Below are 12,719 nucleotides of genomic sequence, written 5' to 3' on the forward strand. Positions count from 1 at the left end.
GTCCGCTACCCCCGGAAAGGGGGACCGATGCAGGAAGACGTGAACGAGGTCCGGCGGGCCCTCGCCACCATGCGGCACGCCACCGGCCTGCCGGTCGCCTTCGGCGGCCTGGCCCAGTCGACCGGGGTGAAGCTGTCGGAGCTGGTCGGGACCAGCACCAACGCGCTGTCCGGGCTGATCGTCGTGCGCGGCAACGGGCTCGGCGGCAAGGCACTGGACCTGGCCAAACCGGTCGCGGTCACCGACTACTCGCAGGCCGCCGGCATCAGCCACCAGTACGACCTGCCGGTGACGGCCGAGGGGCTGCGGTCCATCGTGGCCGTGCCGGTGGTGGTCAACCGGGTGGTGCGGGCCGTGCTCTACGGGGCGCTGCGGCAGGCGCTGCCGCTGGGTGACCGGGTGCTCACCGCCGCGCGGGACGCGGCCCGGGACCTGGAGCAGGGGCTGGCGGTGCGGGACGCGCAGCGCAGCCGCATCGAGGACGTGAAGGTCCCTCGGGGCTGGGAGGAAGTGCGGGCCGCGCACGCCGAGCTGCGGCAGCTGGCGGCCGAGGTCACCGACGACGCGCTGCGGCAGCGGGTGCACGACGTCTGCGCCCGGCTCGCGTCCTCCTGGGCCCCGTCCGACGAGACTGTGCCGTCGCTGTCGGCCCGGGAGCTGGATGTGCTGTCCGGCATCGCTCTGGGGCAGACCAACGCCGAGGTGGCCCGCGGGCTCGGGGTGCGGCCGGAGACCGTGAAGGCGTACCTGCGCAGCGCCATGCGCAAGCTGGACGTGCACTCGCGCCTGGCCGCGGTGGTCGCCGCCCGGCGGTTCGGCCTGCTGCCCTAGGTTGGGGCCATGGACTTGAACAGCGATCTGGGCGAGGGCTTCGGGGCGTGGCGCCTGGGCGATGACGAGGCCCTGCTCGACGTCGTGACCAGCGCGAACGTCGCGTGCGGCTTTCACGCCGGCGACCCGACGGTGCTGCGGCGGGTGACCGAGCGGGCCGCCGAGCGGGGCGTGGCCATCGGGGCCCAGGTCGGCTACCGGGACCTGCCCGGCTTCGGCCGCCGGTTCATCGACGTAGACCCGGCCGAGCTGGCCAACGACGTCATCTACCAGATCGGCGCGTTGGACGGCTTTGCCCGGATCGCCGGCACCCGCGTGCGGTACGTGAAGCCGCACGGGGCGCTGTACAACGCCATTGTCACGCATGCCGAGCAGGCGGCGGCCGTGGTCGAGGCGGTGCGGCGGTACGACCCGTCGCTGCCGATCCTGGGGCTGCCGGGCTCGGAATCCTTGCGCCAGGCCGAATCCGCCGGGTTGACCGCCGTGCGCGAGGCCTTCGCCGACCGGGCCTACACGCCTGAGGGCGCGTTGGTGTCCCGGCGGTTGGACGGCGCGGTGCTGCACGACGTGGAGGAGATCGTCGCCCGCTGCGTGCGAATGGCCGTCGCGGGCACCGTGACCGCCGTGGACGGCACGGTCGTTTCCGTTGCGCCGCAATCGTTGTGCGTGCACGGCGACACGCCCGGCGCGGTGGAGATCGCCAAGCGGGTCAAGGAGGGGCTGGTGGCGGCCGGCCTCACCCTGAACCCCTTCGCCGCGTGACCACTTTGCTGCTGGGAAGGGGGCTTTCCTGGCGTTGAACGCCAGGAAAGCCCCCTTCCCAGCGTTAGGTGGGGACTCGGCGTAGGAGGGTGGCGGCCTCGTCGGCCTGCCCGGCGGCCAGCAGCAGGTCGACGGCCTCCACCGACAGCGCCGGCACGGCGGGCGTGGACCAGGCGGCGGCGGTGAGCAGCTCGGCGGCCTCACGGACGTGACCGCCACGGAACTCCGCCACCGCCAGGTTGCGCAGCGCCCACGGCGACACGGCCAGCTCGATGGACCGCCGCCACGCGGCGATCGCCGCCGCGCTTTCCCTGGCGTGCCAACGGGCCACGCCCAGGTGATAGGCGGACAGCCAGTTCTCCGGGGCCGACTCCAGCATCGCCCGCCACGGCGCGGACACCAGGCTGCGCCCGGGCGGCTGCTCCGGATCGGTGGCGATCATGTTGCCGCGCAACAACTCCAGCCACGGCCGCTGCGGCGCGCCGAGGCCGGTGAACGGCGTGGCCGGCAGCATCACGCCGAGCCGGGTCAGCTCCAGCGCGCCCCAGCCCGAGCCGACGGCGATCAGGTCGCCCGGCGACACCTGGTCCCAGTCGGTGTGCCCGCGCGGGTCGCGCACCTTGGTGTCCACCCGCAGCGCCTGTCCGTCGGCCAGCGCGAAGTCGATCTGGAACGGCAGGTCACGCGCGGTGTCCCACTCCCACACCCGCAGCGTGTCGCCGTCCACCGGCGCGGCGAACACCGGGCCGCCGCTGGCCGGCTGGAAGGCCGGCGAGCAGAACGGCACCGGCCGATGTTCTCGCTTGTGCCACAACGAATGCAGTCGACCGCAGCATCCAATGAGGACGGTCGCGATCAACAGATCGTTCTCCAGCACCACCGCCGGCACCGGACGCGGGTCCCGAGGCCGGGCCGTCCGCCGCGGCCATGGCACCGCGCCTATCGCACCAAGGGCCGAACCCGGGCTGTCCTGGCCGCTCTCGGCGACCGGCAGCACCACTTCGGCTTGACGCAGCTGGGTCACCACTCACTCCCCGACTCGCCTGCGCGAATGCTCTCGACCGACCGCACCGATGTCAACCGGAGCATCCCCCGACCAGGTCACGTTGACAGCGTCGACGGGCGCTGCCTACCGTGACCACGCCGTGGTGACGGGAATCCGGTGCCAAACCGGAGCGGCCCTCGCCACTGTGATCGGGATGTGCGCGAGAACGCATGGGTCACTGGGCGTTTCGCCGCCTGGGAAGGCCTCTCGCCGCACGCACCACCCGTCAGCCAGGAGACCGGCCACGGCACCGCAAGGCGCGTCCACGAGGTGATGGAGGGCCGGCTGTCGATGCCTGCGCGCGGTGCCGCACCGTTCGGCGAGCGGGCCCGGTTCTCCGGGCTGCTCGCCGGGCTGGTCGTTGTCCTCGTCCTCACGCTGCTGGCCGGAGTGGTGCTCGGTCCGGTGTCACTGCCGGTCACCGACACGCTCTCGGTGCTGGTCAGCCACTTCTCCGCCGGTTCCACCCGGCCGGGTGACGCCATCGTCTGGGAGGTGCGAACGCCCCGGGTTCTGCTAGGGGCGGTCGCCGGGGCCGGTCTGTCCGCGACCGGCGTGGCCGTGCAGGCACTGGTCCGCAACGCGCTGGCCGATCCGTATCTGCTGGGCGTCAGCTCCGGCGCATCGGTGGGGGCGACGGCCGTGCTGCTGTTCGGGGCACTGGCCGGATTGGGCACGTGGGCGCTGACCGGAGGGGCATTTCTCGGTGCGCTCCTGGCCGTCATGGCGGTGTTCGCGCTCGCGCGGACGGCCGGCGGCGGGCTGCCGGCGTTGCGGCTGGTGCTGTCCGGGACCGCGCTGGCGTCGATGTTCGCGGCGGCCACCAGCTTCCTGATCTACCTCGCGCCGACCAGCGAGGGCGCCCGGACGGCGATCTTCTGGCTGCTCGGCAGCCTCGGCGGGGCGTCATGGCCGACGCTGCTGGTGCCGGTGGTCGGGACGCTGTTCGGCTTGTGCTATCTGGGCTTTCAGGCCAAGTCGCTGGACGCGCTGGCCATGGGCGACCAGACCGCGGGTTCGCTGGGCGTGGACGTGCGGACCGTGCGGCGTGGGCTGTTCCTCGTGACGGCGCTGGTCACCGGGGCCGTCGTGGCGGCGGCCGGCGCGATCGGCTTTGTCGGGCTGATGTTGCCGCACCTGGTCCGACTGCTGGTCGGTGCGAGCCATCGTCGCGTGCTGCCGGCCAGCGCCCTGCTCGGCGCGGTGTTCCTGGTGTGGGCCGATGTGCTGGCCCGGCTGGTGGTGGCCCCCGAGGAACTGCCGCTGGGCGTCATCACCTCCGTGCTGGGCGGCCCGGTGTTCCTGTTTCTGTTGCGGCGCAGGGCCTATGTCTTCGGCGGGGTTGGTTCGTGAGCAAGCTGCGGGCTGAGGGCGTCGGTGTCGCCCTCGACGGGCGGATGATCGTCTCGGACATCGCGCTGGCGATCGAGCGCGGCGAGTTCGTGGGGCTGGTCGGACCGAACGGCAGCGGCAAGACCACTTTGCTGCGCGCCGTTTTCCGGGCTTTGCGAGCCACTGGCTCGTTGTGGCTGGACGACGAGGATCTGGCGACGCTGTCGGCCCGCGAGCTGGCCCGGCGGATGGCTGTGGTGCCACAGGAGTCGCCGGTGGAGTTCGACTACACGGTGCGGGAAGTGGTGGCCATGGGCCGGTTTCCGCACCAGTCGGCGCTGGGCGGGGCCAGCGCCGAGGACGTCGACGCGTGCGCGCGGGCGATCTCGTTGGTCGGCCTGGAAGAACTGGCCGACCGGAGCGTGCTGACGCTGTCCGGCGGCGAGCGGCAGCGGGCCGTGATCGCCCGTGCGCTGGCCCAGGGCTGCGACCTGATCGTGCTCGACGAGCCGACCAACCACCTCGACATCCGCTACCAGCACTCGCTGATGGGCCTGCTGACCGGGCTCGGCGTCACGGCGGTGGCCGCCCTGCACGACCTGAACCTGGCCGCCGGCTACTGCGACCGGATCTACCTGCTGCGCCACGGATCGGTGGTGGCCTCGGGCGATCCGTCCGTGCTCACCGCCGACCTGGTGCACGAGGTGTTCGGCGTGCGGCCGCGCGTGATCACCCATCCCGACACCGGCCGTCCCCAACTGTTGTTCCCCACCAAGGAGTTCCCTTGCGACTCGTGATCGTCGCCCTGGCCCTGGCGCTGGCCGGCTGCGGCACGGCCGCGCCGGCGGCGTCCAGCGGCACCGTGATCACCAACTGCGGTAAGCAAGTCAGCTACCAGCAGGTGCCGAAGCGGGCAGTCAGCAACGACATCAACACCACCGAGATCATGTTCGCGCTGGGGTTGGCCGACCACATGGCCGGCTACGCCGGCGTCGAGGACCGCAGCGTCCAGTCGCCGTGGTCGTCCGACTTCACCTCAGTCAAACGCTTGTCGGACAAGTACATCAGCAAGGAGGTGCTGCTCGGGGCGGTGCCGGACTTCGTGTTCGCCGGCTACGGCTACGGGTTCAGCGAGGCCACCGCCGTCACTCCGGACAGCCTGGCCCAGCTGGGCATTCCGACCTACCAGCTGACCGAGGCATGCCGGCAGCAGGGCAGCACCGCCCGCGGGCTGGTCGACCCGATCGAGGCCGCGTTCACCGACGTGCTGAACATCGGCAGGATCTTCGGCGTGTCCGACCGGGCCGAGAAGCTGGTGGCCGACCAGCGGGCGAAGCTGGCGGCGCTGCCCAAGGCCGCCAGCCCGGTGCAGGTCTTCCACTACGATTGCTGTGGGGACAAGCAGCCGCTGTCCTCGGGGCACTACGCCGCACCCGACGCGATCATCGCGCATGCCGGCGGCACCAACGTCTTCACCGACGTCCGGGACAGCTGGATCCACGTGTCCTGGGAGGAGGTGGTGGCGCGGGCGCCGGAGGTGATCACCATCGACGCGGCCGACGACGAACAGGCGCGGCAGATGGAAGACTTCCTGCTGGGGCGGCCGGAGCTGGCCGGCCTGCCGGCGATCAAGCAGCGCCGGTTCTTCGTGCTGCCGTACGCGAACTGGGTGTCGGGCGTGCGGGACGTGGACTCCGCGGTGGCGTTGGCGAAGTTCCTCCATGGCTGAGCGGATCCTGCCCGGCACGGCACTGACCGACCCGGCCGAGATGGAGCGGTTCGTCGCCGACAACCGCAAACGGTGGTCGACCGACGACAACCGGGCCGCCGGCACGCTGTGGTGGTACAGCACCAGCAGCGTCGTGCTGACGTCGCTGCTGACCCGGCTGGCCGAGATCGACCTGGCCGCCGACCCCGCGCTGGACCGGATGCGGGTGCACATCGGTGAGGACGGCCGGGTGATGAACGTCCATCCCGGTGGGCTGTTGCCCGAAGTCGCCGCGCTGCCAACGGCTTTGCGGGCGGCGCTGGGCCCGGTGCTGGATACCCTGTCGGCGGTGTCCGGCGTTCGGCTGCCACCGCTGTGGGCCATCACCACCGACGCCGTCGCCAACAGCCTGCTGCGGGCCTGGCGTGATCTCGGGGATCCGGCTCGCGGCGTCGAGCAGGCGTCCTGGCTGGTGGCGGAAATGGGCCGGCCGATGCCGCCGGCGCGATTCGTGCAGATCGAGGGGAAACCGTTGGTGCGGCGGGTTTCCTGCTGCCTCATCGACCACGCCGGCTTCTCCCCCTGCGCCAGCTGCCCCCACCAGGACCCCGAGATCCGCCACAGCCGGATGCTCGAAGCCGCCAAACTCCTGTGAAATTCCGCGAGTCCCGCTCTGGGGCAACCGAGATACCGGTTCCGGGCGCGCGAGTCCCGCTCTCGGATTTCGCGAGGCCCGCCTTCGGGACATTCCGGCGTGGTGCGTCGGGTGGTAGGTCCCGAAGACGGGACTCGCTGGACCGAGAGCGGGACTCGCGGACTAGGGCTTGCGGGCCACGCCGGCGTAGATGCCGGAGTGCTCGGGGTCGTCGCCCAGGTCGGCGGCGGACTGGGGACGCCAGTTGGCGGTGAAGACCACTCCCGGGTCGACCAGGTCGAAGCCGTCGAACAGGGCGGTGACCTCGGCGTGGCTGCGGGGGTGGATGGGCTCGGCGCTGTGCTGGAAGACGCCCACCGCCTTGGCCATGCCCTCCTCCATGTTGTCCGGCGTGAAGTGCGACAGCGCCAGGTAGCTGCCGGCCGGCAGGGCGTCGCGGTAGCGGGCGATCACCCCGGCCGGGTCGTCGACGTCGGCGATGAACTGGAAGACGCCGACCATGAGCAGGCCGATGGGCTGGTCGAAGTCCAGCATCCGGCGGGTGTCGGGGTCGTTGAGGATGCGCTCGGGGTCGCGCAGGTCGGACTGGACCATCACGGCGTTGGGGTCGTCGCGCAGGATCAGCTGGCTGTGCGCGACCGCCACCGGCTCGTAGTCCACGTACACCACGCGGCACGACGGGTCGGCCTCCTGGGCGATCTCGTGCACGTTGCCGACGGTGGGGATGCCGGAGCCGATGTCGAGGAACTGGCGGACGCCGTTGTCGATGAGGAACAACACGGCCCGGCGCAGGAACGAGCGGTTGAGGCGGGCCATCTCCCGCACCGGCACGACCTGCGCCAGCTGGTCGCCGATCATGCGGTCGCGCTCGAAGTTGTGCGCCCCGCCGAGCACATAGTCGTAGATCCGGGCCGAGCTGGGAACGTCGATGTCGACCTCGGCCGGCACCCAGTCCACTGCTCCCGACATGGCTCGCTCCTATCCCAGTGTGATCCGGTCCGCGCTCACCGACGGCGAGAGCGGCTCGCCCTGTCCCGCGTCCACTCCGACGGCACGCAGCCGGCGCAGGTGGTCCTCGTGCTGGATGCCGCCGACGGCCACCGGCAGGCCGAGGCTGTGCGCGAAGTCGACCAGACTGCGCACCACCGGCTCGGTGATCTCGGCGGTGCGCTCGTCGGCCAGCGAGTCGCCGAGCCGGCGGTCGAGCACCACCGCGCGCAGCGTGAACTCACCGCGCAGCAACAGGTCGGCATGCTCGGTGCCATAGTCCAAAAGGGACGATGTGACACCCATTTCGGCCAGCACAAGAATGTTGTCGATGATTTCGTCGTTCTGGGCGGCGGTGCCCAGCGACACACCCAGGCGCAGCTGCTCGGCCGGCAACTCGACGGCGTCCAGCTCGCGGCGGACCACGCCGACCAGGTCCGGGTCGCGGGCCTGGCCCGCGGACAGGTCCACCACCACCGGCGGTGCGGCCGGGCCGTGCTCCCGCCACCACGCGGCCGCCTGCTGACAGGCCCGGCGGATCACCCAGCGGCCGACCGGCAGCACCACGCCGGTCTCCTCGGCCAGCGCCAGCACCTCGGCGTGCCGCATCGGCTGCTGCGCCGGCGGCTGCCAGGCCAGCCGGGCGGTCACGCCGATCGTCGTCTCGTCGGAGAAGCGCAGCAGTCGCTGGTAGACCACGTCCAACTGGTCGGCCTGCAACGCGCCGGGCAGGGTCGCGGCCAGCCGGAACCGGGAGCGGTCGGCGGCGTCCTGCCGGGCGTCGAACAGCTCCCACTGGCCGGCGCCGCGCCGCTTGGCCCGGTGCAGCGTCATGTCGGCGGCCCGCAGCAGCTCGGCCGGATCCTGGCCGACGCTGATCCGGTCCACGATGCCCATGCAGGTGGACACCGCGATGCCGTCGCCGCCGATGAACATCGGGTCGGCCAGCGTGTCCAGCACCCGGGCCGCGTACTCGCCGACGCCCGGCGTCTCGGCGGTGCCCTCCACCAGCACGGCGAACTCGTCGCCGCCCAGCCGCGCGACCATCGCCGTCTCGCCGTGGAACACGCTCTCCAGCCGCTGCCCCACCGCCCGCAGCAACTGGTCGCCGACGTGCTGGCCGAGGCCGTCGTTGACCACCGTGAACCGGTCGAGACCGAAGTGGAACAAGGTGATCCGGCCGGTGGCGGTCGAGCCGCCCAGCGTCCGCTCCAAAGTGGACACGAAGTACTGCCGGTTGGGCAGGCCGGTCAGCATGTCGTGCAGCGACTGGTGGCCGAGCCGGTCGCCGAGCAGGTGCAGCTCGGTGACGTCCTCGACCATGGTGACCAGGTAGGCCGGCTGGTCGTGGTCGTCCCGCAGCAGCGACACGGCCAGATAGGCCCACACCGACTCGCCGTCCTGGTGCACCAGCCGGCAGCGCTCACGGAAGTTGGGGCGCCGGCCGGCCAGCAGGTCGGCGATGCTGTCCGACAGCCAGCCGGCGGCGTCGGCGTGGGCCAGGTCCTGCACGCTCATCCCGGCCAGCTCCGGCTGGCCGTAGCCCAGGATCTCGGTCAGCGCCATGTTGGTCTGGGCGAACTTGCCGGTGGGGGCGCTGATCGCGATGCCGACGGCGGAGGAGGAGAAGATCGCCCGCAGCCGGGCGTCGCTGTCGGCCAGGCTGCGCTCGGTGTCCCGCTTGGCCTTGATCAGCGAGCGCTTCAGCGCCTCCTGGCTGATGTAGGTGCGTTCCCGCAACGCCTCGGTGAACCCCGCGGCCAGCACGCTGAGCACCGTGATCACCCGGGTCGGCAGTTCGGCCGGCGGGTCCGGCATCGCCAGCAGGCCGCGGCCCAGCACGTCGAGGCTGGTGGACAGCGTGGCCCGGCCGGAGATGGCCCGGTTGACCAGCGCCGTGCCGATCTCCGCGACCTCGGCCGCCGGTACCGTGTCGGCCCGAACCGCCTCCGCGAGCGTGTCGGTCATCCGGGCCAGCAGTCGCACGATCTTGGCGTGCGACATCGGGATGAAGACCGTCTTCGCGATCTCCGCCGCCCACGTGCGCGCCAGGTCGGTCCGCCAGCTGTCGTCGACGGGACCTCGCTGCGGGTGATCGTTCACGCCGGTCGGCTCGCTCCTTTGGTCGGGGTGCGGTTCACAAGCGTCCGAGCGGACCCACCGTGGCAGTGTCTACTCGGTCTGGATGTTGGAAACGCTCCCCCGAACGTGTGAAAGTGGTCGGTCAGGTCCGGCCCAGCGCGTCCGGTGGCGGCTGCGGCGGGATGACCGGTTCGTCGTCGATGAGGGCTTTCGCGTTTCTGGCGAACTCCTGACCTGCGACGCAGCGCGCCGGAAAGGCCGATCCGGCCGTGCGCCGGGCCAGTTCGGCCGTCGGCAGCTCGGCGTTCGAGGCCGCCGTCACCAGATTGCCGAACCGCCGGCCGCGGAACACCCCCGGCTCGGCCATCACCAGCACGTGTTCGAACACCTCACCCAGCGTCGCCGCGAACCTCCGCGCGAAGTGCAGGCCGCCGCTGTCGGCCAGGTTCGCCACGTACGTCCCCTGCGGCCGCAGCACCCGGCGCACCTCCCTGGTGTACTCCAGCGTCGCCAGCGGGCCCGGCATCAGCGCGCTCTCGAAGGCGTCCACCACGACCAGGTCCGCCGTGTCGTCGCGCCGGGTCGCCGTCTCCTGCCGGCCGTCGCCGACCCGCACCTTCAGCTGGGGCACCGACCTCAGGTCCAACTGCTCCCGCACCAGCTCCACCAGCGGGCCGTCCGCCTCGACCACCAGCTGCCGGGACCCCCTGCGGGTGGCCGCCACGTACCGCGCAACCGTGCACGCTCCGCCACCGATGTGCAGCACTTCCAGCGGCTGCCCCGCCGGGTACGCGAGATCCACCACGTCGCCGATCCGCCGCACGTAGTCGAATTCCAGGTGCTCCGGGTCGTCCAGGTCCACATAGGACTGTGCGACCCCGTTCACCGACAGCAGCCAGCCACCCGGCCGATCCGGGTCCCGGGCCAGTTCCGCCTCCCCGAAACGGACCGGCGCCCGCGTCTCCGCCGGCCCCGGCCGCTGATTCGGCCGACCCCTCGGCGACCTTCCGTGCCCCACTGCCGCTCCTCCCCGACCGAGCCGTCAACCCTAGTGCAGTGACGCGCCTCACCCCACCCCGGGATGATCACGAAACCCGCCCCTGACCAGCGCGAACCACCCCTGACCAGCCGATTGGGAATTGCCGCGACGGCTGTGCTAATGTTTCTCCCGTCAGCGAGGGAAACCTTCACCGGGAACTCTCGTCGAGCGGCGCTAGCTCAACTGGCAGAGCAGCTGACTCTTAATCAGCGGGTTCGGGGTTCGAGTCCCTGGCGCCGCACTTCTCGCATCCAGGTCAACATTATCGTTGACCTGGATGTTTTGCGTTTCCACCACATTCATCTCACTGTCCATAGTGGACGCATGCGGGCCCGAGGGGAGCCCGAGCGTCACACGATCATCAACCCGACACGACGCGACCTTGCGCGGCACCATCCGGGCCGTCGCGTCAGCCGCCTCACGCGCCACCTGCGACAGCACCGACGTGTAGGTGTCCGAGGTGATCGTGATCGACGAGTGACGCAACATCGCCTGCACCACCTTCATCTCCACCCCCGCCGCCAACGCCAACGTCGCAGCGCCGTGACGCAGATCATGCAGTCGAATCGGCGGCAATCCTGCCTGTACGACAAGTTCCTTGAACCGGTCGGTGACCTTCGCCGGATGCAGCGGCTGCCCATCCTGCTCGGTGAACATCAACCCTGCGCTCGGCCACACCGCACCCGCCGCTTGACGTTCCACCCGCTGACGGACCCGGTGCGCGGCCAGTACCCGCAGCGTGCCCTCATCCAATGCGATGACCGCGTCGCTGTCTTCGGTCTTCGGATCCGCCAACTCCGTCTCCCAACCCAGCTGAAGCAACTGCCAGCGGATTCCCAGCTCGCGGGACTCCTCGTCCAGGTCGCTCCAATGCGCGCCGCACGCCTCACCGCGGCGCAGCCCCCGGAAGGTGATCAGGTGAAACAACGGATAGAGCCGGTCATGCTGGGCGTGGTCAAGGAACCGACCCGCCTGCTCCGGCGTCCACACCATCACCGACGACGGAATCTGCCCAGTCTCCCGCCACCACTGCACACGCGCTCGCGTCCACACCAACGGCTTGGGCCTCCTGGCCGGCGGCAACTCGACATGACACGCCGGATTGACCGTGATCAACCCCTGCGGGATCGCGTCGTTGAGAGCCTTGCGCAAGGTGGCGCGGATGCGGTGCATCGAGGCTAAGTGGGAGGTTGTCCGGATCCTGGAAACCCGGATGCCGACGATGGCCAACGCTGCGGGCTGGACGCATCTCGAGGCGGACGGCCACCGACACCCATACGTGCCAACGATTCACATCCAGCAGGCGATGCCCGTGATGTTCGGGCTGTTGTACATCGCGAGCCTCATCGTTGTGCTGCTTACCTTTTGATTTCATGCCGGCGCGAGCGGCATGGCCGTGGCGTTGCTGCAGGCGCATCCGTGTCCCGCGCATCGATGCCGACCATCAGTGCCCTTCACGACCGCAAACGGTTCACCTAGCTTGAGGAGACGGTCCATGGCTCGGATCAGCCCCATCAAGACTCGCTACGCTGGCTACCGGTTCCGGTCCCGCCGCGAGGCTCGGTGGGCGGTGTTCTTCGACACCCTGGGCATCCCATGGCGGTACGAACCCGAAGGCTTCAGCCTCGGCGATGCCGGTGCCTATCTGCCGGACTTCCTCATCTACCCGAACACCGAGCTGGCGATGTGGTTCGAGGTGAAGGGCGACCTGCCGACCGACGTCGAGATACGCAAGGCCCAGGCACTGAGCGTTGGAACAGGTCTCCAGACGTGCATCTACTTCGGCGAGGTGGACTTGCCCGCCCCAGCCAGCTTGGCCAACATGAGCCTCGACAAGTTCATGGACCAGGTGCCCGAGTACCGTTGGATCAATGAGATCGGTTGGGCCCCTTTCTACAACGGGCCTGCCCGGTGGGAGCTCGAGTTCGGTCCCACCGCCTACATGATCACTCCTCACGAAGGGACGGAGCCCGGCACTTCCCCCTGGTGGTGGACGGATTGCAGGCTCTGCGGCCGGATCATCTTGAAGGTGCATGGCCAGATCGGGTGGTGCCCATACCGCGGCGACGACCTACCCGAGGACCACATTCTGTACCCAAACTTCGGCCACGCAACACCGCGCCTTCAGGCCGCCTACACGGCCGGGAAGTCGGCACAGTTCGAGTTCGGCGAGACGGGGCGTTGAAGCGGACGGCGCCTTGCCCAACTCCGACCATGAGGCATCGCTTGGGGATTTTCGTTATGGCGCAAGCGGCCTGTGCGTCCGAGACCACCGGGG

The 12,719-nt window shown here is 70.4% G+C and carries 12 protein-coding genes, 1 tRNA gene, 1 pseudogene and 1 riboswitch; of the genes and pseudogenes, 9 read left to right on the forward strand and 5 right to left on the reverse strand.

Translation table 11 applies throughout. The features are described 5' to 3' along the window. Window positions 1–27: 27 nt before the first annotated feature. Window positions 28–831, forward strand: a complete 804-nt coding sequence (locus tag JJ691_RS29935) for a helix-turn-helix transcriptional regulator (RefSeq protein ID WP_211762943.1) — start codon at window positions 28–30, stop codon at window positions 829–831. A 9-nt stretch (window positions 832–840) separates the two neighbouring features. Further along, window positions 841–1,593: a LamB/YcsF family protein gene (locus JJ691_RS29940; RefSeq protein ID WP_211762944.1), complete on the forward strand. Its 753-nt coding sequence runs from the start codon at window positions 841–843 to the stop codon at window positions 1,591–1,593. A 64-nt stretch (window positions 1,594–1,657) separates the two neighbouring features. Here the strand turns inward: JJ691_RS29940 and JJ691_RS29945 are convergent, their stop codons facing one another. Next, window positions 1,658–2,617 carry a hypothetical protein gene (locus JJ691_RS29945; RefSeq protein ID WP_211762945.1) on the reverse strand — a complete coding sequence of 320 codons (960 nt, stop codon included), beginning with the start codon at window positions 2,615–2,617 and terminating at the stop codon, window positions 1,658–1,660. Between the two features lie 105 nt (window positions 2,618–2,722). Then, window positions 2,723–2,899: riboswitch (cobalamin riboswitch) on the forward strand. Between the two features lie 30 nt (window positions 2,900–2,929). Between JJ691_RS29945 and JJ691_RS29950 the strand changes: the two genes are divergently transcribed. The 4 genes from JJ691_RS29950 to JJ691_RS29965 are packed head-to-tail and all read left to right on the forward strand — an operon-like array spanning window position 2,930 to window position 6,333. Continuing rightward, window positions 2,930–3,991 (forward strand): FecCD family ABC transporter permease, encoded by a 1,062-nt coding sequence (locus tag JJ691_RS29950; RefSeq protein WP_211762946.1) that lies wholly within the window; start codon window positions 2,930–2,932, stop codon window positions 3,989–3,991. Beyond that, window positions 3,988–4,767, forward strand: coding sequence for an ABC transporter ATP-binding protein (locus JJ691_RS29955; protein ID WP_249227104.1), 780 nt, complete (start codon window positions 3,988–3,990; stop codon window positions 4,765–4,767). The genes JJ691_RS29950 and JJ691_RS29955 overlap by 4 nt, the downstream gene beginning before the upstream one ends. Then, window positions 4,764–5,699 (forward strand): ABC transporter substrate-binding protein, encoded by a 936-nt coding sequence (locus JJ691_RS29960; protein WP_249228290.1) that lies wholly within the window; start codon window positions 4,764–4,766, stop codon window positions 5,697–5,699. The genes JJ691_RS29955 and JJ691_RS29960 overlap by 4 nt, the downstream gene beginning before the upstream one ends. Then, window positions 5,692–6,333: a hypothetical protein gene (locus JJ691_RS29965; protein ID WP_211762948.1), complete on the forward strand. Its 642-nt coding sequence runs from the start codon at window positions 5,692–5,694 to the stop codon at window positions 6,331–6,333. The genes JJ691_RS29960 and JJ691_RS29965 overlap by 8 nt, the downstream gene beginning before the upstream one ends. 162 nt (window positions 6,334–6,495) lie before the next feature. On the opposite strand, the gene JJ691_RS29970 is transcribed toward JJ691_RS29965, so the two are convergent. The 3 genes from JJ691_RS29970 to JJ691_RS29980 form a co-directional block, all read right to left on the reverse strand. After that, window positions 6,496–7,302: an SAM-dependent methyltransferase gene (locus JJ691_RS29970; RefSeq protein WP_211762949.1), complete on the reverse strand. Its 807-nt coding sequence runs from the start codon at window positions 7,300–7,302 to the stop codon at window positions 6,496–6,498. A 9-nt stretch (window positions 7,303–7,311) separates the two neighbouring features. Beyond that, window positions 7,312–9,423: a putative bifunctional diguanylate cyclase/phosphodiesterase gene (locus tag JJ691_RS29975; protein ID WP_211762950.1), complete on the reverse strand. Its 2,112-nt coding sequence runs from the start codon at window positions 9,421–9,423 to the stop codon at window positions 7,312–7,314. Window positions 9,424–9,544: 121 nt separating this feature from the next. Further along, window positions 9,545–10,420, reverse strand: coding sequence for a spermidine synthase (locus JJ691_RS29980; protein WP_442912484.1), 876 nt, complete (start codon window positions 10,418–10,420; stop codon window positions 9,545–9,547). Window positions 10,421–10,609: 189 nt separating this feature from the next. Here JJ691_RS29980 and JJ691_RS29985 point away from each other — a divergent pair. Next, a tRNA-Lys gene (locus tag JJ691_RS29985) sits at window positions 10,610–10,682 on the forward strand. A 209-nt stretch (window positions 10,683–10,891) separates the two neighbouring features. Here the strand turns inward: JJ691_RS29985 and JJ691_RS53445 are convergent. Then, window positions 10,892–11,614: pseudogene (locus JJ691_RS53445) on the reverse strand (tyrosine-type recombinase/integrase); the annotation flags it as partial. Between JJ691_RS53445 and JJ691_RS29995 the strand changes: the two are divergent. Further along, on the forward strand, window positions 11,550–11,810 hold the full coding sequence (locus tag JJ691_RS29995) for a RipA family octameric membrane protein (RefSeq protein ID WP_211762951.1): 261 nt from the start codon (window positions 11,550–11,552) through the stop codon (window positions 11,808–11,810). The pseudogene JJ691_RS53445 and the gene JJ691_RS29995 overlap by 65 nt on opposite strands. Window positions 11,811–11,936: 126 nt before the next feature. Beyond that, a complete protein-coding gene (locus tag JJ691_RS30000; protein ID WP_211762952.1) occupies window positions 11,937–12,626 on the forward strand; it encodes a hypothetical protein in 690 nt (229 codons plus the stop codon). The last annotated feature ends 93 nt before the right edge of the window (window positions 12,627–12,719 follow it).

The organism is Kutzneria sp. CA-103260 (assembly GCF_018263855.1).
GTDB lineage: Bacteria > Actinomycetota > Actinomycetes > Mycobacteriales > Pseudonocardiaceae > Kutzneria.